The organism is Streptomyces sp. NPDC051211, from assembly GCF_040689505.1.
In the GTDB taxonomy this organism is placed as follows: domain Bacteria; phylum Actinomycetota; class Actinomycetes; order Streptomycetales; family Streptomycetaceae; genus Streptomyces.
Window position 1 is genome coordinate 88667 of record NZ_JBFBAV010000003.1, and the last position, 22448, is coordinate 111114.

The 22448-nt window shown below is 70.1% G+C and carries 16 protein-coding genes and 2 pseudogenes; 6 read left to right on the plus strand and 12 right to left on the minus strand.

All coding sequences use genetic code 11. The features are described 5' to 3' along the window. The first annotated feature begins 339 nt into the window (after positions 1-339). Together AB0447_RS05500 and AB0447_RS05505 are read left to right on the plus strand one after the other, a co-directional pair. The gene (locus AB0447_RS05500) at positions 340-1776 is read left to right on the plus strand and encodes an endo-1,4-beta-xylanase (RefSeq protein WP_366475160.1); all 1437 of its coding nucleotides are present in this window, start codon (positions 340-342) and stop codon (positions 1774-1776) included. Between the two features lie 166 nt (positions 1777-1942). Then, positions 1943-2284: pseudogene (locus tag AB0447_RS05505) on the plus strand (glycosyl hydrolase); the annotation flags it as partial. Positions 2285-2429: 145 nt separating this feature from the next. On the opposite strand, the gene AB0447_RS05510 reads toward AB0447_RS05505, so the two are convergent. The 3 genes from AB0447_RS05510 to araD all read right to left on the minus strand — a co-directional run bounded on the left by AB0447_RS05510 (position 2430) and on the right by araD (position 4777). After that, positions 2430-2588, minus strand: coding sequence for a hypothetical protein (locus tag AB0447_RS05510; RefSeq protein WP_366475161.1), 159 nt, complete (start codon positions 2586-2588; stop codon positions 2430-2432). 243 nt (positions 2589-2831) lie between these two features. Next, positions 2832-3797: a glycoside hydrolase family 6 protein gene (locus AB0447_RS05515; RefSeq protein WP_366475162.1), complete on the minus strand. Its 966-nt coding sequence runs from the start codon at positions 3795-3797 to the stop codon at positions 2832-2834. A gap of 242 nt (positions 3798-4039) precedes the next feature. After that, on the minus strand, positions 4040-4777 hold the full coding sequence (araD, locus tag AB0447_RS05520; RefSeq protein ID WP_366475163.1) for an L-ribulose-5-phosphate 4-epimerase AraD: 738 nt from the start codon (positions 4775-4777) through the stop codon (positions 4040-4042). Positions 4778-5122: 345 nt separating this feature from the next. Between araD and AB0447_RS05525 the strand changes: the two genes are divergently transcribed. After that, the gene (locus AB0447_RS05525) at positions 5123-6181 is read left to right on the plus strand and encodes a LacI family DNA-binding transcriptional regulator (RefSeq protein ID WP_366475164.1); all 1059 of its coding nucleotides are present in this window, start codon (positions 5123-5125) and stop codon (positions 6179-6181) included. 76 nt (positions 6182-6257) lie between these two features. Here AB0447_RS05525 and AB0447_RS05530 read toward each other — a convergent pair whose 3' ends face one another. The 5 genes from AB0447_RS05530 to AB0447_RS05550 form a co-directional block, all read right to left on the minus strand. Then, the gene (locus tag AB0447_RS05530; protein WP_366475165.1) at positions 6258-7298 is read right to left on the minus strand and encodes an aldose epimerase family protein; all 1041 of its coding nucleotides are present in this window, start codon (positions 7296-7298) and stop codon (positions 6258-6260) included. A 196-nt stretch (positions 7299-7494) separates the two neighbouring features. Beyond that, a complete protein-coding gene (gene yjfF, locus AB0447_RS05535; RefSeq protein WP_366475166.1) occupies positions 7495-8517 on the minus strand; it encodes a galactofuranose ABC transporter, permease protein YjfF in 1023 nt (340 codons plus the stop codon). Continuing rightward, positions 8514-9614 carry an ABC transporter permease gene (locus tag AB0447_RS05540; RefSeq protein ID WP_366475167.1) on the minus strand — a complete coding sequence of 367 codons (1101 nt, stop codon included), beginning with the start codon at positions 9612-9614 and terminating at the stop codon, positions 8514-8516. Before AB0447_RS05540 ends, yjfF begins: the two co-directional genes overlap by 4 nt. Beyond that, a complete protein-coding gene (locus AB0447_RS05545; RefSeq protein ID WP_366475168.1) occupies positions 9611-11170 on the minus strand; it encodes a sugar ABC transporter ATP-binding protein in 1560 nt (519 codons plus the stop codon). Before AB0447_RS05545 ends, AB0447_RS05540 begins: the two co-directional genes overlap by 4 nt. Positions 11171-11264: 94 nt before the next feature. Beyond that, complete coding sequence (locus AB0447_RS05550; protein ID WP_366475169.1) at positions 11265-12266, minus strand: ABC transporter substrate-binding protein; 1002 nt, start codon at positions 12264-12266, stop codon at positions 11265-11267. A 548-nt stretch (positions 12267-12814) separates the two neighbouring features. Here AB0447_RS05550 and araB point away from each other — a divergent pair. After that, the gene (gene araB / locus AB0447_RS05555; RefSeq protein ID WP_366475170.1) at positions 12815-14509 is read left to right on the plus strand and encodes a ribulokinase; all 1695 of its coding nucleotides are present in this window, start codon (positions 12815-12817) and stop codon (positions 14507-14509) included. A gap of 82 nt (positions 14510-14591) precedes the next feature. Continuing rightward, positions 14592-16103 (plus strand): L-arabinose isomerase, encoded by a 1512-nt coding sequence (gene araA / locus AB0447_RS05560; protein WP_366475171.1) that lies wholly within the window; start codon positions 14592-14594, stop codon positions 16101-16103. Positions 16104-16333: 230 nt separating this feature from the next. Here the strand turns inward: araA and AB0447_RS05565 are convergent, their stop codons facing one another. Both AB0447_RS05565 and xylB read right to left on the minus strand, forming a co-directional pair. Beyond that, the gene (locus AB0447_RS05565; RefSeq protein ID WP_366475172.1) at positions 16334-17545 is read right to left on the minus strand and encodes an ROK family protein; all 1212 of its coding nucleotides are present in this window, start codon (positions 17543-17545) and stop codon (positions 16334-16336) included. Between the two features lie 13 nt (positions 17546-17558). Then, a complete protein-coding gene (gene xylB, locus AB0447_RS05570) occupies positions 17559-18989 on the minus strand; it encodes a xylulokinase (protein ID WP_366475173.1) in 1431 nt (476 codons plus the stop codon). A gap of 93 nt (positions 18990-19082) precedes the next feature. Here xylB and xylA point away from each other — a divergent pair, with 93 nt between their 5' ends. Next, positions 19083-20255 carry a xylose isomerase gene (xylA, locus tag AB0447_RS05575; RefSeq protein ID WP_366475175.1) on the plus strand — a complete coding sequence of 391 codons (1173 nt, stop codon included), beginning with the start codon at positions 19083-19085 and terminating at the stop codon, positions 20253-20255. A 167-nt stretch (positions 20256-20422) separates the two neighbouring features. Here the strand turns inward: xylA and AB0447_RS05580 are convergent. Both AB0447_RS05580 and AB0447_RS05585 read right to left on the minus strand, forming a co-directional pair. After that, positions 20423-20986: pseudogene (locus tag AB0447_RS05580) on the minus strand (alpha-xylosidase); the annotation flags it as partial. Beyond that, on the minus strand, positions 20983-22383 hold the full coding sequence (locus AB0447_RS05585) for a GH1 family beta-glucosidase (RefSeq protein ID WP_366475176.1): 1401 nt from the start codon (positions 22381-22383) through the stop codon (positions 20983-20985). The gene AB0447_RS05585 and the pseudogene AB0447_RS05580, both read right to left, overlap by 4 nt. Positions 22384-22448 lie beyond the last annotated feature (65 nt).

The following is a 22448-nucleotide window of genomic DNA, read 5'->3' on the forward strand; positions in this document are numbered from 1 at the left end:
CGACGAATATCGGCGTCCCGGAGATGCGAACTGGCAGCCCAGCTCGGGCAATCCCTATCGAAATTCTTTCGATTTCCTTTGTGCAATCAAAAAGCCGCTACTGGGATACCTAGAGGGAAGGATTCTCGAAACCCTTTCGAAACTCTTGACATGTTTCGGTGGGGTTTCCACACTGAGTCCCCAGGCGGTGTCGCCCGTCTGCCCGGGTGCCGGGTGCCGGCCTTGGGTCATTACGCCCTGGTGGTGAGCGTCCTTTGTCAATGGACGCGGGCGTCGCTCACGCGGATTTATTCTGCCGCGCTTTAGTCCTTCCGTGATTTCTCTCCTGGAGGCTCAATCATGGGCTCAAATGCCATTCCCCCACCCACCGTCCGCCGGAAGATCGGCGGTCTGTGTATGGCGCTGGTCGTCGGCGTCCTCGGTTCGGCCGCCGCGCTGGTCGCGCCGCTGACCTCACACGCCGCCGAGAGCACACTCGGCGGCGCGGCGGCGCAGAGCGGCCGCTACTTCGGCACCGCCATCGCCTCGGGCAGGCTCAACGACTCGGCGTACACCACGATCGCAGGCCGCGAGTTCAACTCGGTGACGGCCGAGAACGAGATGAAGATCGACGCCACCGAACCCCAGCGGGGCCAGTTCAACTTCACCGCCGGTGACCGCGTCTACAACTGGGCGGTGCAGAACGGCAAGCAGGTGCGCGGCCACACCCTGGCCTGGCACTCCCAGCAGCCCGGCTGGATGCAGAGCCTCAGCGGCAGCACGCTGCGCCAGGCGATGACCAACCACATCAACGGCGTGATGGCCCATTACAAGGGCAAGGTCGTCCAGTGGGACGTCGTGAACGAGGCCTTCGCCGACGGCAGCTCGGGAGCCCGGCGCGACTCCAACCTGCAGCGCACCGGCAACGACTGGATCGAGGTCGCCTTCCGCACCGCCCGCGCCGCCGATCCGGCCGCCAAGCTCTGCTACAACGACTACAACGTCGAGAACTGGACCTGGGCCAAAACCCAGGCCGTGTACGCCATGGTCCGAGACTTCAAGCAACGCGGCGTGCCGATCGACTGCGTGGGCTTCCAGTCGCACTTCAACAGCGACAGCCCCTACAACAGCAACTTCCGCACCACCCTGCAGAGCTTCGCCGCCCTCGGCGTCGATGTGGCCATCACCGAACTCGACATCCAGGGCGCCTCGGGCACGACCTACGCCAACGTGACCAACGACTGCCTGGCCGTCCCGCGCTGCCTCGGCATCACCGTCTGGGGTGTGCGCGACACCGACTCCTGGCGACCGGAGCACTCGCCGCTGCTGTTCGACGGCAACGGCAGCAAAAAGCCCGCCTACACCTCCGTCCTCAACGCACTCAACGCCGCCTCCCCTACACCCACTCCGACCCCCGGTTCTGGACAGATCAAGGGCGTCGGTTCAGGCCGCTGCCTGGACGTGCCCGGCGCCAGCACCACTGACGGCACCCAGCTCAACCTGTGGGACTGCAACAACCGCACCAACCAGCAGTGGACCTACACCGCCGGAGGCGAGCTCAGGGTCTACGGCAACAAGTGCCTGGACGCCGCCGGCACCGGCAACGGCGCCAAGGTCCAGATCTACAGCTGCTGGGGTGGCGACAATCAGAAATGGCGCCTCAACTCCGACGGATCCATCGTCGGCGTCCAGTCCGGCCTCTGCCTTGACGCCACCGCCTACGGCACCGCCAACGGCACTCTGATCCAGCTCTACTCCTGCTCGAACGGCAGCAACCAACGCTGGACCCGCACCTGACCTGCCGCAGCGAAGGGGAGAGTCGATGAAGGCCTACGGTGCGGCTTCCCCCGCCCCTCCACAAAGACATCGCTGGTAGTCCCGGTTAGCCGCCGTGGTGGCGGCGACCCTCGCGATCGGCATGCTCGTCGCGCTGAATCCGGCGCCCGCCGAGGCGGCGACGGTGGTCATCTCCGGCGGCCAGATCAGCGGGTGCAGCGGCGGCACCCAGCCCATCGCCTACTTCGGAATCCACGGCATCAGCGACTCCGTCCTCGACATCGCGCAAGGACGGTCCCTGCGCGACAGATTCGTCAGCAACAACGGCTGCACTCCCCAGAGCCCGCGCGAGCCCGCGCCGGGCAGCCGGACGCACATCACGACCACCTACTCGGGCTGCCGTGCCGGGTACCCGGTCCAATGGGCCGCGTTCGACGGAGGCCACATACCCGGTCCGGTCGACGGCTCCCCCAACGAGAGCGGCGTCGCCACCTGGACCAAGGGAGAGATCTGGAGGTTCTTCGCATAGTTCCAGCGACACGCCCGCACCATGGAGTGGAGCCAGGATGATCCTGGCTCCACTCCATCGTCGTCCATCTCAGTTGAAGGACGGAGGAGCTCCTTCAGGAAACCGCCCAAGGCGTTGCGCGATGTCGCCGACGCTGCGTCAGTGGCTATTGCCGGCGTCCAGATAGACGACGCTGTTCGGCTGCCGCTCCAGCGTCGATCGCGTGCTTGAGGTCGGCGATGCGTCCGGTGGTGATCGCGCCGGTGGGGTCGCTGTCGGGGCCGCAGTAGTGCGAGCAGTCGCGCAGCGGGATGTTGTAGGCCACCAGGACGGGAACCGTCCGGGTTCGCTCGGCGCGGCGTACCAGGTCGCGTACGCCGGACTCGACCTGCTCCGGGGTGCCGTCGGTGAATCAAGCCGCCTCCGGCCAACTAGCCAGTTTTGCCATGGACTTGGCGCCCTCAAAGTCCCGGTGGAGGAGGTCGGTGACGGCCTATCGCGGGCCCTGGCGGCGGACCGCGTGGGGTCGGCCCGGCGCCAGGGCCCCGGTCTGCGGCGCCGGAACGGGTCAGTAGCCGTAGATCATCTTGTAGGCGACCTCCGGTAGGAACTGTCCGGCCGTGGAGCCGGTGCCGACACCGCAGTTGCCGTCGGATTCGCCCGGGGCCTTGATCCACAAGAGCATCTCGGCGCCGCCCCCGATCTGCGTCGAAGTGCCGATCCGCCGCCCGGCGGGGTTGCACCACTGACCGTTGGCGCCGTTGCCGTTGCGGCTGGTGTCCACGACGAACGGCTTGGTGTAGCCGTAGCGGGCGTTGAGCTCGCTGTTGAGGGCATTGGCGTAGGCGGTGTTCTGGGCGGTGGTGAAGTAGTTGGAGATGTTGAGAGAGAAGCCGTGTGCCTTTGCGAGGCCGGCGTTGTGCAGGCGCCGGGCCATGGTCGCGGCGTCGATCCAGCCGGGGTTGCCCGCGTCCAGGTAGGCCCAGGTGTTCGGCGACTGGTTGCGGAACTGGGTGAGGGCGTTGGACAACGCGCCCTGGCGCTCGTCGATCTGGGCCTGGGACATGCAGTTGTAGTCGCCCAGGGAGTCCGGTTCGAGGATGACCACGGCCGGGCGGCTGCCGATCGCGCCGGCGAAGGCGCCGATCCAGCTCGCGTACTCGGCCGCGGACCCGGCCCCGCCCCCGGAGTGGCCGCCGCACGCGTCGCGGCCGTTGAGGTTGTAGGCCACCATGACCGGCAGCTTGTCCCGGTAGTCCGCCGCGCCCGCGTAGGAGCCGGCGACGTAGCCGATGTCACCGCTCCAGGAGCCGAACCAGCGAGCCATGGGGGTGTTGGCGATGGCGGAGTTGAGTGCGGCGGCTCGTCCGTCGCCGGGGTTGTCGGCCACCCAGGCCTTGGCGCTGGAGTTGGGATCGACGTAGAAGCCGCTGGTCAGCTGGATGGGGGTGGCCGCCTGGGCGGACGGTGCGGTGGCAAGCACCAGCGGCAGCGCGATGAGCGCTGCCGTTAACGCACCGGTGATATGACGCATGGGAGTACCTCTTCCTGCGGGTGGGGGAGCGGCGCGTGGCTCGCGCCGGGATGTGGGCGTGCGCGCAGAGGCGTGCCGACGTGCCGGCCGCGAGGTGGGGCCTGCGGCCGTCGGCGGAGCAAGTCCTGGACGCGATTGGCGTCCACAGGGTGGAACCGACGCGCGGGAGGTCCCGCTGTCTTCCGAGCCGCGACAGTCGGACGGTCCGGCCGGATCATGCGCCGCCGAGGCGGTGCGCGGCCTCAGATGCCCGGGGCGTGAGGGATGTTGCCGTAATAGGCGTCCGGTCCGTGCTTACGGGTGAAGTGCCGCTCCAGCAGATGCGTCGGTGGTTCGGAGGCGTCCCCGAGGCGGGACCCCAGCGCCAGCGTGTGCAGCGCCATCTCCGCCACGGCCTCGCAGACGATGGCGTTCTCCAGCGCTGCCTTCGCGGTGGCGCCCCAGGTGAAGGGACCGTGTCGTGAGACGAGCGCTCCGGGGACCTCTTCGGCCCGACGGGGGTCGCCGTCGAGCCGGGCAATGATCACCTGTCCGGTGTTGTACTCGTAATCCTGCGCGCACTGCTCGGCGGTGAGGTCCGCCGTCACGGGGACCGGCCCGTTGAAGGTGTCGGCGTGTGTCGTGCCGAGCACGGGGATCGGGCGGCGCGCCTGGGCGAAGGCGACGGCGTGCGTCGAGTGTGTGTGGGTGACGCCGCCGATGGAGGGGAAGGCCCGGTAGAGGCACCGATGGGTTTCGGTGTCGGTGGACGGCCTGAGGTGCCCGTCGACGACCCGCCCGTCCTCCAGTGCCACCACCACCAAGTCGTCCTCGGTGAGGTCGGCGTAGGAGACCCCGGACGGCTTGATGACGAATACGCCGGCGTCTCGGTCCACTCCGCTGACGTTTCCCCAGGTGAGGGTGGCCAGACCGGCCTCCGGGATGCGCAGGTTGGCCGCGAGGACCTCGCGACGGAGGTCCTTGAGGATGGTCTCGCTCACTACGCTCTCACCGTCTCTCCGACATGCGCGGCGGCTTCTTGGGACCGGCGTCCGGCAGGCCCCGCAGTCGCGCATGAGTGCTCTGGACTGATCGGGGGCCTCCAGACATCGCGGCTGCGCGACCCGAGCTATCCCAGCTACCCCGATCGAATTGTGAGCGCTAACAAGGAGAAACCTCAAGAGGTCACGAGAAGATTCCTGCCCACAACATGTGGCCATCGCTGCATAATGTGAACGCCAACATCGATACCCCGTCGACAATCTCCCGATCGGTCCGAGATGTGTGCGGGCCGCGGCTGGTTCAGTACCTTGAGGGAAGGCCGCTCGATGAGGAAAGGAAGAGAGTTGACCCAGCTCCCAGACGTCTCGCGAGCGCCCACGATGACGGACGTCGCGCGCGTCGCCGGCGTGTCCCATCAGACCGTTTCACGGGTGCTCAGCGACCACCCGAACGTCAGCGCCAAGACCCGGGCCGCGGTGACACGGGTCATCGAGCAGCTCGGGTACCGCCGCAACTCGGCAGCCCGGGCTCTGGCCACTCGCCGGACCCACACGCTGGGCGTCATCGCGGTGAACACCACTCTGCACGGGCCCGCCAGCACCGTGGCGGGAGTTCAAGAGGCGGCTCGGGACCGCGGCTATCTGACGTCCGCCGTCACGCTTCGGACCGCCACGCAGACAGCCCTCGCCGAAGCCATGCAGCACCTCGCCGGGTGGGGCGTGGAGGGGATCGTCGCCGTCACTCCCCAACGAGACGCGGTGAGGGCCCTGGCGGCATTGGAAGCACCGTGCCCGGTGGTCACCGTGGAAGGCGGCCACACCCTGGACCTGCCAGGAGTGTCGCTGGACCAGAACCTCGGCGCTCGCATGATCACGGAACATCTTCTCGCGTCGGGCCACGCCACCGTGTGGCATGTCGCAGGCCCTCCCGACTGGCTCGAGAGCGAGGCCCGCACGCAGGGGTGGGAGGACGCGCTACGAGAGGCCGGCGCCGAGGTGCCGCCCCTGCTGCGCGGCGACTGGAGTCCGCTGTCGGGATACCAGGCCGGCCAACAGCTCGCGGGTCGGGTCCGGGCGTCACGAGGGGGGGAAGCGGGCCTCACCGCGGTGTTCGTCGCCAACGACCAGATGGCCCTCGGTGTGCTACGGGCCTTGCGGGAAGCGGGCCTGCGCACGCCGGAGGACGTGGCGGTCGCCGGCTTCGACGACATCCCGGAGGCTGCGTTCTTCCCACCCCCGCTGACGACGATCCGTCAGGACTTCGCCTCGATCGGCCGCTACAGCATCGGGCTGCTCCTGGACCACATCGAAGGCCGGACCGACGAGTCGACACACCTGGTGGTGGCGCCCGAGCTCATCGTGCGCGCCAGTACGGCCCGCAGGAGCTCTCCCCCCGGGGAATGACCCCCACTGCCCAGGGACTCTGGATTGAGCAGATGACGACCGTACCGACCGCGGATACGGACCGGCGCCGCCCCTCTCAGGCAGTGGCCGTGGTGAAACTGTGGATCGTGGTGGACCGGTACAGCTCACCCGGGCGCAGGAGGACCGTCGGGTACTCGGGGCGGTTCGGGGAGTCGGGGAAGTGCTGGGTTTCCAGCGCGACCCCCGCGTAGGCACGGTACGGCCTGCCTCCCTTGCCCGTGATGTCACCGGTCAGGCCTTGGGCGGTGTAGATCTGGACGCCCGGTTCCGTGGTGAGCACGTCCATGCGGCGGCCGGATGCGGGGGCGTACAACACGGCGGCCTTCCGAGGGCTGGCTCGCCGGGTGCCGTCGAGGACCCAGTTGTGGTCGAAGCCGCCGCCGGCGAAAGCCAGTTGTGCATCCGTATAAGTCAGGACGTCGGAGAGCCGCCGGGGCCGGCGGAGGTCGAACGGCGTGCCGCTGACCGAGCGGTGAGGGCCGTCGGGGATCAGCTCGGCGTCGACGGGGGTGTAGAGGGGGGCCTCTACCTGGAGGTGGTGGGACAGGACGTTGCCACGCCCCTCTCCTTCGAGGTTCCAGTAGGCATGGTTGGTGAGGTTGACGATCGTCGGCGCGTCCGCGACCGCCTGGTACGACAGGGTCAGGTTGTCGTCCCGGTCCAGCGTGTAGGTGACGCGGACGTTCAGGGCACCGGGGAATCCCTGGTCGCCGTGGGGGCTGTGCAGAAGCAGGCGGACACCGGTGCGGTGCGCGGAGTGGAAGGGTTCGCACCGCCACACGCGCTGGTCGAACCCGTCGGGACCGCCGTGCAGCGTGTGCCCGTTCTCCTGGGTGGCGAGCCGGTGGGTGACGCCGTCAAGGACGAGACGGCCACGCGCAATGCGGTTGGCGTAACGGCCCACCGTCGCACCGAAGTAGCGTGCTGAGCCCTCGAAGGCGGCGGGGTCGCGGGCGGCGAGCACCACATCGGCAGCGTGGCCCCAGCGGTCCGGCAGGATCAGGGAATGGAGGCGGGCGCCGCGCGTGTGGACCTCCGCGCGGGCCCGGCCGGGGAAGCCGAACCGCCACCTCTCCCCCGTTCCTTCATTGGCCATGCGCAGGGGACGGCCCGTCCGCGGACAAGCGGCAATCTGCCTGGGCTCAGCGGCCTGGTCGGCAGATTCGTATGCGTGTTCCATGGCGGTGTTCCCTGGAAGTCAAGTCGGTCCATCGGAGGGCGTGCCGGGAAGCAAGCTGTGATCGCGGCACGCGAACGCGGTGGCACGGGCTGATGGGCAGAGGGGCCGGGAGTCAGGCGGCGCCAGGGCGGCGTGCACTCATCAGCCGTTGCAGCACGATGAACACGAGCAGCAGGGCGCCGATGACGATCCGGGTCCACCAGGAGCTGAGCGTGCCCTGAAAGTTGACGACCGTCTGGATCACGCCTAGGACGAGCACGCCGAGGGCGGTGCCCAGGACGAAGCCGGAACCTCCGGTCAGCAGCGTGCCGCCGATCACGGTGGCGGCGATCGCGTCGAGTTCCATGCCCATGGCGTGAAGGGCGTAGCCGGAGAGCATGTAGAAGGTCAGCAGCAGGCCGGCGAGCGCGGAGCACAGGCCGCTGACGGCGTATACGGCGATCTTGGTGGAGCCCACCGGAAGACCCATCAGGCGTGCGGAAGACTCATTGCCGCCTATCGCGTACACGTTGCGGCCGAAGCGCGTGTGGTGCAGTACGACGAAGGCGATCACCAGCACGGCCAGGGCGATGACCACCGAGATCGAGACGAACAGTCCCCCCGGGCCGTACAGCCGGGTCTGCGCGATTCCCGCCGTGGTGGGGTCGGTGATCGTGAGGGATTCGGTGCTGATCGTGTAGCAGAGCCCGCGGGCGAGGAACATGCCTGCCAGGGTGACGATGAACGGCTGGATCTCGAAGGTGTGGATGATCCAGCCCATGAGCGCCCCGCTCGCGGCGCCGACCAGCAGGACCAGTGGAATGACGGTGGCCAGGGGCCAGCCGTGCGACTCGACCAGCCAGGCGGTGAGCATGGTCGACAGGGCCACCATGGAGCCGACGGACAGATCGATGCCGCCGGTGAGGATGACGAAGGTGGCCCCGACCGCGACGACCAGGAGGAATCCGTTGTCGATCAGCAGGTTCAGCACGACTTGCGCGGAGAGGAAGCCCTCGTAGCGCACCGATCCGACGCTGAACATGACGACCAGCAGGACGGCCGTGACGATCAGTGGGATACGGGTGCGGGTGGGCGGGGACACGGTCGCGAAGGGGCGGGTGAGTTGCGCGGCGGCGCTCGCGATGCCGGTACTCATGCGCGTACCTCCTGCTGCTGCGGGGCGGCACCCGCCGTGGTGTGGGATCGGGAAGTGGTTGTCCTGCGGCGGCGCAGGACCTTGGCCCGGAAGACCGGGGACTGCACGAGGCAGACGACGATGACGACGAAGGCCTTGAAGACGAGGGTGGTCTCGGGTGGGACGCCGAGGGTGTAGACGGTGGTGGACAGCGTCTGGATGATCAGGGCGCCCAGGACGGTGCCGCCGAGGGAGAAGCGTCCTCCGGTCAGGGCGGTGCCGCCGACGACGACGGCGAGGATCGCGTCGAGTTCGATCCACAGGCCGGCGTTGTTGCCGTCGGCGCTGGAGACGTTGGAACTGATCATCAGCCCGGCGATGGCGGCGCACAGCGCGCTGAAGACGTAGACCAGGGCGAGCAGACCGCCGGCGCGGATACCGACCAGGCGGCTGGCGGCGGGGTTGCCGCCTACGGACTCGATCAGCATGCCCAGTGCGCTGCGACGGGTGATGAAGGCGGTGAGCGCGACGAGGGCGGCTGCCAGGAGGACGGCGAACGGCATGGTCAGCCAGTAGCCGCCTCCGATCATCTTGTAGGGGGCGCTGGTCACCGTGATGATCTGGCCGTCGGTGATCAGCTGGGCGACGCCGCGGCCCGCGACCATGAGGATCAAGGTGGCCACGATGGGCTGGACCCCCAGCCCGGACACCAGGAAGCCGTTGGCGAGGCCCAGCACGAGGGCGACGCCGAGCGCGAGGGCGACGGCCGTGAGCATGGTGGCGACGCTGCCGGGATGTGCCGCGGTGGAGATGTGCCCACAGGCGAGGGCCCCGGCGATGGCGACGGTGGAACCCACCGAGAGGTCGATGCCGCGGGTGGCGATGACGAGGGTCATGCCGAGCGCCACCAGGGTGAGGGGCGCGCCGAACTGGAGGATGTCGATGAGGCTGCCGTAGAGGTGGCCGTCGCGTACGCGGACGGAGAAGAAGTCGTGGTGGAACGCGAGGTTGCCGAGGAGCAGGGCGAGCAGGGCGAGCGTCGGCCACAGCAGGCGGTGGCCGGCCAGTCGTCTCCCGATTCCGCCGGCCGCCTTGGACTTGGCGGGCTGGGGGGTCATGAGTCCGCTCCGGTGGCGATGGTGGTGAGTATGCGTTCGGGCGTGACGCTGTCGTCGTTCGTGAGGGTTGCCACCATGCGGTGGTCACGGAGCACGGCGATGCGGTGGCTCAGGCGCAGGACCTCTTCGAGTTCCGCCGAGATGAACAGCACGGCGGTGCCTTCGCTCGCCAGGCGGGCCACGAGTTTCTGGATCTCCGCCTTGGCCCCGATGTCGATGCCCCGGGTGGGTTCGTCGAGGATCAGGAGCCGGGGTTCGGTCAGCAGCCAACGCGCGAGGAGGACCTTCTGCTGGTTGCCTCCGCTGAGGTGGCGTACCTGCGCTTCGGGGTCGGCGGGGCGTATGTCCAGGGCTTCGATCCAGTGCCGTGCCAGTTCGTCCTGTTTCGAACGGGCCAGCGGCCTGGTCCAGCCGCGGGCGGCCTGCAGGGCGAGGATGATGTTCTCGCGGACCGTGAGCTCGCCCACCAGTCCCTCGGACTTGCGGTTCTCGGAGCAGAACGCGATGCCTCGGGCGATGGCGTGGCGGGGGGTGCGCAGGAGTACCTTCTTGCCCTCGATGCTCACTTCTCCGGCGTCCGCGCTGTCCGCGCCGAACAGGAGGCGCGCCACCTCGGTGCGGCCTGAGCCCAGGAGGCCGGCCAGTCCGATGACCTCGCTGGCATGGATGTCGAGGTCGTACGGCTCGATCGAGCCCGTGCGGGTCAGTTGGCGTGCCCGGAGGAACGGCTCGCTGGTCGCCCGTTCGGCCGCTTGTTCGTGGGCACGGTCGGACAGCTGGTCGAGGGTGGCCAGTTCTCCGCCGATCATGCGCTGTACCAGCGTCACCGGAGTGAGTTCGCCGATGGGGTACTCGCCTTCCAGGCGGCCGTTGCGCAGGATGGTGACGCGGTCGCAGAGATCGAATACCTGGTCGAGGAAGTGCGTGACGAACAGGATGGCCACGCCGCGATCCCGCAGGTGCCGCACCAGCGTGAAGAGCTGAACGACCTCCTCGCGATCCAGGCTGGAGGTGGGTTCGTCCAGCACGAGCACCTTCGCCGAGACGTCCACCGCCCGGACGATGGCGACCAACTGCTGCACCGCCAGGGAGTGCGAACCGAGCAGACTGGTGACGTCCAGGTCGAGGTCCAGTCCCGTCAGCAGCTCTGCCGCCCGCTGCCGCATGGCGGACCAGTGGATGAGACCGAACCGGCGCGGTTCGCGCCCGATGAGGATGTTCTCGGCGACCGAGATGTTCGGGCAGAGGTTGACCTCCTGGTAGACGGTGCTGATTCCGGCCTGCTGCGCCTGGAGGGGGTCTGCGCACGTGTGAGGCCGGCCGTCGACGAGGATGGTGCCGCCGTCGGCGGGGTGGACACCGGTGAGCACCTTGATCAAGGTGGACTTCCCGGCGCCGTTCTCGCCCATCAGGGCGTGCACCTCACCGGGGAAGAGTCGCAGGGCGACTCCGTCGAGGGCGAGCACGCCCGGGAACTGCTTGCGGATGTCCTGGGCTTCCAGGACCGGCTGCGGGCCGCCGGCGTCCGTGGGCCGCGGGGTGGACGGGAATGCCATCCGCCCTCCTCTCATGGGTGGGGTGGTGGAGCGGGTTCAGGACGGTGAAGGAGGCACCGGGGCCGGGCCTCCTCCGGCACCGGAGCGTGCTGTGTCAGTAGTTCCGGGACGGCAGCGCGGCCGCGGCCTTGTCCTGCGGGAAGACACCCTCCTCGGTCTCGACACGAGTCGGGACGTTCTCCCCCGCCACGACCTTCTTGGCCAGATCCATCAGCTGGTCACCGAGCATCGGGTTGCACTCCACCACGACGTTGATCTTGCCCTCGGTCATCGCGACGAAGGCGTCCTTGATTCCGTCCACCGAGATCACCTTGATGTCCGTCCCGGGCTTCTTGCCGGACTCCTCGATGGCCTGGATGGCGCCGAGGGCCATGTCGTCGTTGTGGGCGTAGAGGACGTCGATGTCCTCCTGGGACTTCAGGAACGCCTGCATGACTTCCTTGCCCTTGGAGCGGGTGAAGTCGCCCGACTGCGAGGCAACAATCTTGAACTTGTTGTCGGCACGGATGACGTCGGCGAAGCCGGCCTTGCGGTCGTTGGCGGGCGCGGAGCCCGTGGTGCCCTGGAGCTCGACGATGTTGACCGGGCCCTGCTCGTTGGCGTACGCGCCGGTCAGCCATTCGCCCGCGGACTTGCCCTCCTTGACGAAGTCCGAGCCCAGGAAGGTCTTGTAGAGGGAGGTGTCCTTGGTGTCCACGGCGCGGTCGGTGAGGATGACCGGGATGCCTGCGTCCTTGGCCTCCTTCAGCACCGTGTCCCAACCGGACTCCACGACCGGCGAGAAGGCGATGACGTCGACCTTCTGCTGGATGAAGGTGCGGATCGCCTTGATCTGGTTCTCCTGCTTCTGCTGCGCGTCGGAGAACTTGAGGGTGATCCCGGCCTTCTTCGCCGCCTCCTGGATGGACTTGGTGTTGGCGGTGCGCCAACCGCTCTCGGCGCCGACCTGGGCGAAGCCCATCGTGATCGTGCCGTCGGAGCCTCCCTTGGCCCCTGAGGAGGGGGAGCCGGAGGCGGGGCCCTCGGTCGAGCAGGCGGTCAACGCCGAGGAGGCGAGGAGGGCGGCGGTGAGGACGAGAGCTGCTCTGCGAGCCATGTCGAGTGTCCTTTCAGGGTGTACGGAAGAGGCGCCGTGCGGCCGGGGCCGGGCTTTGCCCACCAGGAGTCCCAGGAGTGCCGCCGCGCTGCACGACGGCCGGCGCGGTCGGCGTCGGGGTCGCGGTCGGGTCGGGGTCGGTAGGAGAGGGAGACCCTTGAGAAGAGAACGCTGTCGCATTGTGAGCGCTAACAAGCCCCGTTCTCAACCCCCTTGCGCGCGTTACCTGTCCGTTATCGCGTCGGGTGCGGCAACGAGGCGGGCTCCATCTTTTCGCGACACCATCGACCTCGGCCCCCACCCGAATGAAGCCTCAACCCGCGCCATCTCAACGGCCGATTCACTCGGACCGTCAGACGTATACGGAGGCCGCTGCACCGATGGAGCTCACATACGACCCCACGCAGACCTCTTGCCTATCGACATTGTTAGCGCTCACACTACGTTTGGACCACCCGGCCGACCGCCAGGATTGCGGGCGGCAACTCCGCCTGCCGGGCCGCCTGTCGGCCGCCTGCCGCCCCACGGCTCCTTCGAAAGGCACTCTGTTGACGTCACCCCATCCCCTCGCGCCCACCCCGTATTCCGAGGAATCCGAGCAGTACACGGTCGGCGTCGACTTCGGCACGCTGTCGGGCCGCGCCGTGGTGGTGCGGGTTCGCGACGGTCAGGAGCTGGCCGCGGCGGTCCACGCCTACCGGCACGGCGTCATCGACCGGCACCTGCCGCACGGCGGTGCGCAACTGCCTCCGGACTGGGCCCTGCAACACCCCCAGGACTGGCGGGACGTACTGCGTAGCGCCGTCCCGGAGGCCGTGGCGGCGGCCGGGGTCGATCCTGCCGCGGTGATCGGCATCGCCACCGACTTCACCGCGTGCACCGTCCTGCCCACGCTGGCCGACGGAACTCCCCTCGCCGAGACGGAGCTCGCCGGACGCCCGCACGCGTGGCCCAAGCTGTGGAAGCACCACGCGGCCCAGTCGCATGCCGACCGCATCAACGAACTCGCCCACGCCCGCAGGGAGAAGTGGATCGCCCGCTACGGCGGCCGGATCTCCTCCGAGTGGCAGTTCGCGAAGGCCCTCCAGGTCTTGGAGGAGGATCCGCTCGTCTACGAAACCTGCGCGCGGTGGATCGAGGCTGCCGACTGGATCGTGTGGCAGCTCACCGGAACCGAGTCCCGCAACGCCTGCACGGCCGGGTACAAGGGCATCCACCAGGACGGCGCCTACCCGAGCGAGGAGTACCTGGCCGCACTGAACCCCCGGTTCGCCGACTTCGCACGCACCCGCCTCGAACTCCCCCTCTCTGCGCTGGGCTCACGAGTGGGCTCGCTCAGCACCGAGGCAGCAGTTTGGACAGGGCTGCGCCCCGGCATCGCCGTGGCCGCGGGCAACGTCGACGCCCACGTCACCGCAGCGGCGGCCCAGGCCGTCGAGGACGGTCAACTGCTCGCCATCATGGGCACCTCCACCTGCCACGTCGTGAACGCTCCCGTCCTCGCCGATGTCCCCGGCATCTGCGGTGTCGTCAACGGTGGGATCGTCGAGGGAACCTACGGCTACGAGGCCGGACAGAGCGCGGTCGGCGACGTCTTCGCCTGGGTGCTGGACCAAGGCGTCCCGTCGGACTACCTCGCCGAGGCCGCCGACCGCGGCGAGGACCTGCACACCCTGCTGACCCGGAAGGCCGCCCGACAGCCGGTCGGCGGCCACGGACTGGTCGCCCTCGACTGGCTGAACGGCAACCGTTCTGTCCTCGTCGACCACCGCCTCTCCGGAGTCATCGTGGGTCTCACCCTCGCGACCCGCCCCGAGGACGTCTACCGCGCGCTGCTCGAGGCCACCGCGTTCGGCACCCGCGTCATCGTGGAGGCCCTGGAGACGGGCGGCGTACCCGTGAACGAGTTCATCGTCGCCGGCGGGCTGGCCAAGAACGAACTGCTGATGCAGATCTACTCCGACGTGCTGCGCCGCCCCGTCTCCCTCGCCGCGTCCGACCAGGGCCCCGCCCTCGGGTCGGCCATCCACGCCGCCGTAGCGGCCGGCGCGCACACCGACGTGCGAACCGCCACCGCCGCCATGGGCCGCCGACGGCCCGCCGTCTACACGCCCGACGCCTCCCGAGCCGACGCCTACGACGCCCTCTTCGCCGAATACCGGCTCCTGCACGACCATTTCGGCACCGGCGGTCTGCTGCACCGCCTGAGGAACACGCGCGACACGGCCCACACCGCGGGCTGAACCCGCCCCCCGTTCGTTCCCGCTTCCCCACCGCGCCCGCCGCCCTCACCACCGTTGCGGGACGTCACCTTCAGGAGTCCATGTGCCCAGCCGAACATCCCCCGCCCAGGAGATCTGGTTTCTCACCGGCAGCCAAGGCCTGTACGGGGAGGAGACGCTGAAGCAGGTCGCCGAACAGTCGCGGCAGATCGTCACCGCGCTGGCGGACGCCTCCGGCAACCCCGCGCGCGTGGTGTGGAAGCCGGTACTCACCGACGCCGACGCCATCCGCCGAGTATGCCTCGACGCGAACGCCGACGACCGGTGCATCGGGCTCATGGCCTGGATGCACACCTTCTCGCCGGCCAAGATGTGGATCGCCGGACTGGACGCGCTGCGCAAGCCGTTGCTGCATCTCCACACCCAGTCGAACGTGGCCCTGCCCTGGGACACCATCGACATGGACTTCATGAACCTGAACCAAGCCGCGCACGGAGACCGCGAATTCGGGCACATCCAGTCCCGTGTCGGCGTACCCCGCAAGACCGTGGCCGGCCACGTCACCGACCCTGTGACGACCGCACGCATCGCGGTCTGGGCGCGGGCAGCCGCCGCACGATCCGAACTGGCCACCCTCAAGGTCGCCCGCTTCGGCGACAACATGCGCGACGTGGCCGTCACCGAGGGCGACAAGGTCGAGGCCCAGCTGCGCTTCGGCGTCTCCGTCAACACCTACGGCGTCAACGACCTGGTGGAGGTCGTCGACAGCGCGGACGAAACCGAGGTGACTTCCCTCGTCAAGGAGTACGAGGACCTGTACCACCTGGCGCCGGAACTGCGGCCCGGAGGCGAACGGCACGACTCGCTGCGTTACGCGGCCCGCATCGAAGCCGGCCTGCGCACCTTCCTGGAAGCGGGCGGCTTCAGGGCCTTCACCACCAACTTCGAGGACCTGGGCGGACTGCGCCAGCTGCCCGGCCTCGCGGTCCAGCGGCTCATGGCCCAGGGGCACGGCTTCGGAGGAGAGGGCGACTGGAAGACCGCCGTCCTGCTGCGCGCCCTCAAGGTAGCCGCCACCGGCCTCCCGGGCGGCACCTCCTTCATGGAGGACTACACCTACGACCTGACACCGGGCAACGAGCTCATCCTTGGCGCACACATGCTGGAAGTCTGCCCCACCCTCGCGGCGGCCAGGCCCAGCTGCGAGATCCACCCGCTCGGCATCGGCGGGCGGGAGGACCCGGTGCGCCTGGTGTTCGACGCCGCCCCCGGCCCTGCCGTGGTGGTCGGCCTCGCCGACCTCGGCGACCGCTTCCGCCTGATCGCCAACGACATCGACGTGGTGGCACCCCCTCACCCGCTGCCCGCCCTGCCCGTTGCCCGCGCGGTCTGGCGGCCCCACCCCGACCTGCGGACCTCCACCGAATCCTGGCTGACGGCCGGAGGACCGCACCACACCGTCCTCAGCACCGCCCTCACCTGCGACCACCTCGACGACCTGGCGGAAATGCTCCGCCTGGAACTCGTCCTCATCGACGAGACCACCACCCCGAAACAGTTCCGGCGCGATCTCCGCTGGAACCAGGCGTACTACCGGCTGGCACTGGGACTGTGAACCGGTTGAAGCCCAGCCCCGTCCGCTCAGGCGGATGTCGTGTCTCGTGGCCTTCCTCGTCGACGAATACCTGCTCTTCGAGGACGAGCAAGGGCTGCGGGCGACAGCGGCCGCGAACCAGTGGCTTCGCCTGCGGCCAACGCGGCGGCCACCAACCCGGCGAACCCACGCGGTCACAGCACCAGGGGTGTCCGGCGGATCATGCCCGGCCGTGATCCGCCGGAGACCCCCTAGCGGGCAGGCAGGCGGGTGGGATCGGCGATGATCTGTCGGACGGTCGACCATGCCGCGCCCAGCACCGGTCCGCGCCGGCCCAGGGCGGAGGGTCGTACCGCCTCCGGGGTCCAGGGCCGGACAGTGACCCGGGCGGCCAGTTCGGCGCGTATCGACGGCAGGAGCCAGTCGGCGAGTTCGGCGTAGGCGCCGCCCAGAACGAGGGCGTCCGGGTCGATCAGGTTCACCGCCGAGGCGAGGGCGAGGCCCAGGGCCCGTCCGGCGCGGTCCAGGGCGCGAAGGGTCGACGCGTCCCCGGCGCCTGCCCGTTCGGCCAGCAGGGCCACCGGGTCGCCGACGTGTCCCAGCCCGGCCTCGCGCAGCACGGCCGCTTCGCCCGCGTACTGCTCCAGGCAGCCGCGTGCCCCGCAGGCGCACCGGGCGCCCTCCGGGTGGACGGGCAGGTGGCCGAGTTCGCCTGCGAAGCCGCGGGCGCCCCGGAACAGCTGCCCGCCGATGACCAGTGCGGCACCGATTCCGGCCTCGGCGGAGACGTGTACGAAGGTCTCGGCGGGGTGCCCCTGGTGCCACTGCTCGGCCAGCGCCCCGAGGTTGGCCTCGTTCTCCGGCTCGGGCACGGTGCCGGGGTCGGGCCAGTAATCGGCGGGGCGGACCGCCTGCCAGCCGAGGTTGGGCGCGTTCGCGATCAGCCCGCTCGGCGCGTTCGGCACCACCCCCGGCACGGCCAGGACGCGGCCCTCGACGCTCAGGCCGAGGGCGGCGGCCTCGGCCTCCGCTTCGGCGCCCAGCGCGGCGGCCTCCGCCAGCACCTGCCCGGCCGGCCGGCCGGCGTTGGCCCGCTCCACCCGACGCCACACCCGGGGTTCACCGCGCAGGTCCACGACGCACGCGGCGAGATGGGTGAGGCCGATCTCCAGGCCGAGGCCCGCGGGACCCCGATCGCTCAGGGCCAGTGCCCGTCCGGGGCGGCCGACCCGTCCGCTGGGCACGGTCTCCGTCTCGGTCAGCGCTCCGCGACCGATGAGCTCGTCGACCATGGAGGAGACGGCCGGCCTGGTCAGGCCCGTGTGCCCGGCGACGTCCGCCCGGGAGAGCGGGCCGTGCGCGGCGACTGCGCCGATCACCACCGCGAGGTTCTGCCGACGCATCCCCTGCTGCGAGGCGGGCGCGGCGTCCACGCCCCCGCTCGCCCTGCCGATCCCCGTCATTGACCCGACCCTCCTATCGCCCTCCCGGCGGGACCTCCTGCAACGCCCGCGCCCGCCGCAGCGTACTGGTGATCCGTTCGAGCGTGTCGTCGTCACGGGTCACGGGTTCCAGCACCCGGCCCTCGGCGGTCCGCCAGCGCCGGGCGACGGCGTCGGCAGGCTCACTGGTGAGCAGTGCGGCGGCCTGGGCGGCGGCCCCGAGCGCGACCGGTTCCTGGGCCGCGGGCACCTGAACCGCTCGACCGGACAGCCGCAGGACGGTCCGCTGCCAGGCCCGGCCGCGGGCTCCGCCGCCGATCAGCAGCAGGGGTTCGTCGGGGGCGGGTTTCTCGCCTCCGGCACGCAACACGTCGTCCAAGGCCGCGAGCAGGGCTTGGGCGGCGCCGTCGTAGGCGGCCTGGAGCAGCTGTCCCGGCGTGGTGTCGTGGCGCAGGCCGTGGACCAGGCCGGAAGCACCCGGGAGGTCCGGAGTGCGCTCGCCGTCCAGATGCGGAAGCACCACCACCGTGCCGCCACCCTCGACGTCCTCGCGGTCGCGGCCGACGAGGGCGGCGAAGCGGTCCACGGCGAGGGTGCAGTTGAGCGTGCAGGCGAGCGGCAGCCAGCCGCCGAGGGCATCGGCGAAGCCGGCGACGGTTCCGCTCGGGTCGGTGGGCCGGGTCCGGCCGACGGCGTAGACGGTGCCGGAGGTACCGAGGCTCAGCACCGGACGTCCGGGCGTCAGGCCCAGCCCGAGGGCGGCCGCCATGTTGTCACCGGTCCCGGTGGCCACCAGCGCGCCCTCGCGCAGTGGCATCCCTGCTCGGACGACGCCCGCCCGGGCGCCCGGCGGGAGGACCTGTGGCAGTAGCCCGGGGTCGAGGCCGATCCGGCCGAGGACGTCCTGGTCGTAGCCGTCCGGGCCCCACCAGCCGGTTCCCGACGCGTCACCGCGGTCGGTGACCGCCTCGCCGGTGAGCCGCTCCGTCAGGAAGTCGTGGGGAAGCCGGACGGCCGCGACGCGGTCTGCGGCGGCACGCTCGTTGGCGCGCAGCCAGGCCCACTTGGCGGCCGTGAAGGCGGCCGTCGGGACGCTGCCGGTGCGGCGGGCGAGCTCTGCCGGGCCGAACGCGGCTGCGAGTTCGGCGGCCTGCGGGGCGGAGCGGACGTCGTTCCACAGCAGCGCCGGGCGCACCGGCCGGCCCGCCGTGTCGAGGGTGACCAGGCCGTGCTGCTGGCCGGCGATCGAGCAGGCGGCGGCACGATCCGCCCAGCCGGTGCCCGCCATGGCCTCGCCGAGCCCCCACCACCACTGGTCGGGGTCGCTCTCGCGTCCGGCGCCCGCGCTGACGGCGTGCGCGGCGCGGCCCTCGCCCAGGACGGCGCCGGTTTCCAGGTCGACGGCGAGGGCCTTGGTGGACTGGGTCGAGCTGTCGACACCGATCACGACACGCTGTGCAGACATGCGTTCCTCCGGTGGGGTTCCTTCTGGCGTCTCGGCATACTAATTTGTTTTTCGTTATTACAAATAGCCCTCGGCCCTGATCCGGAGCGCCTCATGACCAGCGACCCGCTCGTCCCCACTCCCGCGCACAGGTTCACCTTCGGCCTGTGGACCGTCGGCTGGCAGGGCCGGGACCCCTTCGGCGACGCCACCCGAGCCGCCCTCGACCCGGTCGAGACCGTGCAGCGGCTGGCCGAACTCGGCGCCTACGGCGTCACGTTCCACGACGACGACCTGATCCCCTTCGCCGCCGGCGGCACCGCACGCGAGCAGGCGGTCAAGCGCTTCCGCACCGCACTCGACACGGCCGGGTTGAAGGTGCCGATGGCCACCACCAACCTCTTCACCCACCCGGTGTTCAAGGACGGCGCTTTCACCGCCAACGACCGGGACGTGCGCCGGTACGCGCTGCGCAAGACGATCCGCAACATCGACCTGGCCGTGGAACTCGGTGCCTCGGTCTACGTCGCCTGGGGCGGCCGCGAGGGCGCCGAGTCGGGCGCGGCCAAGGACGCGCGCACCGCCCTCGACCGGCTGAAGGAGGCCTTCGACCTGCTGGGCGAGTACGTCGAGAACCAGGGTTACGACCTGCGCTTCGCGATCGAACCCAAGCCCAACGAGCCGCGCGGCGACATCCTGCTGCCCACCATCGGCCACGCCCTGGCGTTCATCAACGAGTTGGACCGGCCCGAGCGGGTCGGCCTCAACCCGGAGGTCGGCCATGAGCAGATGGCCGGGCTGAACTTCCCGCACGGCATCGCCCAGGCCCTGTGGCACGGCAAGCTGTTCCACATCGACCTCAACGGCCAGTCCGGCATCAAGTACGACCAGGACCTGCGCTTCGGAGCGGGCGACCTGCGCCAGGCCTTCTGGCTGGTCGACCTGCTGGAGTCGGCCGGCTACGACGGGCCCCGTCACTTCGACTTCAAGCCGCCGCGCACCGAGGACTCTGCCGGCGTCTGGGCCTCGGCGGCCGCATGTATGCGCAACTACCTGCTTCTGGCGGAGCGTTCCCGCGCCTTCCGGGCCGATCCGGAGGTCCAGGCCGCGCTCGCCGCCTCCCGACTGCCCGAACTTGCGCTCCCCACCGCCGATGACGGCCTGGCCGGGCTACTGGCCGACCGGTCCGCCTTCGACGAGTTCGACGTCGATGCCGCCGCCCGCCGCGGCATGGCCTTCGAACAGCTGGACCAGCTCGCCCTCGAACACCTCCTCGGCGCCCGCTGAGCCGGTCTGCCCATGAACCGGGCCGTGACGTTCCACGGCCCGGCTCCGCCACGAGGGAACCGCCAGGGGGCCGCCAGAAGCCGCCGCGCAGTGACTCGGCCATGGCGTTGAAGTGCGACTCGCAGTCGCCGACCCAGTACACCGAAGTCGGCCTTGAAGCAGTCCACGCTGGTGCCGCCGTCGGCCTGCCAGATGTCCACGATCTGCCCGTTCTTGACGAACGGAGTGAACCGCTCCCCCAGCCCGTACAGCGACTCACCCACACCGAGGGAGAGTTGCCCGAGCATGCAGTGCCGGCCGGCGGCGTCGGTGGCGAAGCCGGTGCCGCGCTCGCCCACGGAGGTCAGCATCCGTCCGCCGGCGGTGAACTCCAGGCGCCACGGCTGGGAGGTGTCCACCCGCAGCGACAGCTCACCCGCACTGAGCTCGACCACCGGGCCGTCCTGGTGCACCTTTCCCACTTCCGGTTGCGCGCCGGGCAGCACGTACTCCGGCCCCCGCCGCACCGAACCGGCGTGGTGCGTGACGCGGACCCCGATCACGCCCTCGGCAGGCGACCGGCACTCGACGGTCATCAACAGACTGTTGAGCGTGTCGCCGCGGCCGCGCACGTGCTCCACCGGCGCGTAGAGGGGCATCCGGTGCTCGCCGGCCCGGACGTCCGCGACCTCGGTGGCGTAACGCGTGGTGACGCCCGGGGGCATCAGCCAGTAGCCGTCGGTGAACTTCATCGTGCAGGTTCCTCCGTCCGCGCGCGGTGCGCGGTGATCAGGCCCCGGTACCAGTGGTAGCTGTCCTTGGGCGTTCGGGTCAGGGCGTCGTAGTCGACGTGGACCAGGCCGAAACGCTGGCCGTAGCCGCGCGCCCACTCGAAGTTGTCCAGCAGCGACCAGACGTAGTAGCCGCGCACGTCCACCCCTGCGGAGATGGCGTCGGCGACGGCGGCGAGGTGGTCCGCGAGGTAGTCGATCCGCTCGGTGTCATGGACCCGGCCGTCGGGGCCGACGGTGTCTCCCTCGGCGGAGCCGTTCCCGGTGATCCAGACCGGCGGAAGCCGCGGGTAGCGGGCGTGGAGTTCACGGAGCAACTCTGTGAGCGCGTCGGGGACGACGGGCCATCCCATGGTGGTGTGCCGGGCCCGGTACCGGTCCAGCTCGGTGACGCCGATGTCCCCGGCGGTGCGCACTTCGGGGTCGGCCTCGCCGTGGGGGGCGGCGGCGAACGTCACCGGGCGGTAGAAGTTGACTCCGAGGAAGTCCAGCGGGGCGCCGATCAGTTCCAGGTCGCCCGGCAACCGCCAGGGGCCGTCGGCGAGGCCGGCCCAGGTCTCGGCCTCGTGCGCGGGGTAACGGCCCGCGAGGAGCGGCTCGGTCCAGACCTCGTTGTGGAGGACCTTGGCACGGCGCAGGGCGGCCCGGTCCTCGGGGAGGGCGGAGGCGAGATGGATGCGGTCGAGGTTGAGGGTGATCCCGGCCTCCTGGGCGCCCGTGGCGCGCAGCTCCCGTATCGCGAGGCCGTGGGCGACCAGCAGGTGGTGGGCGGCCGCCAGCGCGCCGCGGCCCTCCTCGGCACCGGGTGCGTGCCGCCCCTCGGCGTAGCCGGCGAAGGCGGAGCAGTACGGCTCGTTGAGGGTGATCCAGCGCTCCACCCGGTCCCCGTAGCGCTCGGCCGCGAGGGCCGCGTACTGCGCGAACGCCTCGGCGGTCTCCCTGACGCGCCAGCCGCCGCGGTCCTCCAGGGCTTGGGGCAGGTCCCAGTGGTAGAGAGTGGCGGCGGGTGCGACTCCGGCGGCCAGCAGCTCGTCGATCAGGCGGTCGTAGAAGTCCAGGCCCTTGGCGTTGACCGGCCCGGTGCCCCGGGGCAGCAGGCGGGGCCAGGCGATCGAGAAGCGGTAGCTGTCGACGCCGAGCCCGCGCAGCAGGGCCACGTCCTCGCGGTAGCGGTGGTAGTGGTCGCAGGCGGTGTCGCCCGTTGCACCGTCGAGCGTACGGCCGGGGGTGTGGCTGAAGGTGTCCCAGATGGACGGGCCGCGGCCGTCCTTGTCGTGGGCGCCCTCGATCTGGTAGGCGGCGGTCGCGGCACCGAAACAGAACCCGGTGGGCAGTTCCGGGAAGGCCGGGGTGCTCATGGGCAGTACCTCATGGGTCTGTCGTGCTCCTCGGTCTCGGGGGCGGGGCTCAGTGCGTGGGCGCG

Excerpts from the sequence above, each read along its gene's own strand:
- AB0447_RS05500 (WP_366475160.1), top strand. The coding sequence starts at position 340 with ATGGGCTCAAATGCCATTCCCCCACCCACCGTCCGCCGGAAGATCGGC.
- AB0447_RS05515 (WP_366475162.1), bottom strand. The coding sequence starts at position 3,797 with ATGCGTCATATCACCGGTGCGTTAACGGCAGCGCTCATCGCGCTGCCG.
- AB0447_RS05530 (WP_366475165.1), bottom strand. The coding sequence starts at position 7,298 with ATGGCCAATGAAGGAACGGGGGAGAGGTGGCGGTTCGGCTTCCCCGGC.
- yjfF (WP_366475166.1), bottom strand. The coding sequence starts at position 8,517 with ATGAGTACCGGCATCGCGAGCGCCGCCGCGCAACTCACCCGCCCCTTC.
- AB0447_RS05540 (WP_366475167.1), bottom strand. The coding sequence starts at position 9,614 with ATGACCCCCCAGCCCGCCAAGTCCAAGGCGGCCGGCGGAATCGGGAGA.
- AB0447_RS05545 (WP_366475168.1), bottom strand. The coding sequence starts at position 11,170 with ATGGCATTCCCGTCCACCCCGCGGCCCACGGACGCCGGCGGCCCGCAG.
- AB0447_RS05550 (WP_366475169.1), bottom strand. The coding sequence starts at position 12,266 with ATGGCTCGCAGAGCAGCTCTCGTCCTCACCGCCGCCCTCCTCGCCTCC.
- AB0447_RS05565 (WP_366475172.1), bottom strand. The coding sequence starts at position 17,545 with ATGACGGGGATCGGCAGGGCGAGCGGGGGCGTGGACGCCGCGCCCGCC.
- xylB (WP_366475173.1), bottom strand. The coding sequence starts at position 18,989 with ATGTCTGCACAGCGTGTCGTGATCGGTGTCGACAGCTCGACCCAGTCC.
- xylA (WP_366475175.1), top strand. The coding sequence starts at position 19,083 with ATGACCAGCGACCCGCTCGTCCCCACTCCCGCGCACAGGTTCACCTTC.
- AB0447_RS05585 (WP_366475176.1), bottom strand. The coding sequence starts at position 22,383 with ATGAGCACCCCGGCCTTCCCGGAACTGCCCACCGGGTTCTGTTTCGGT.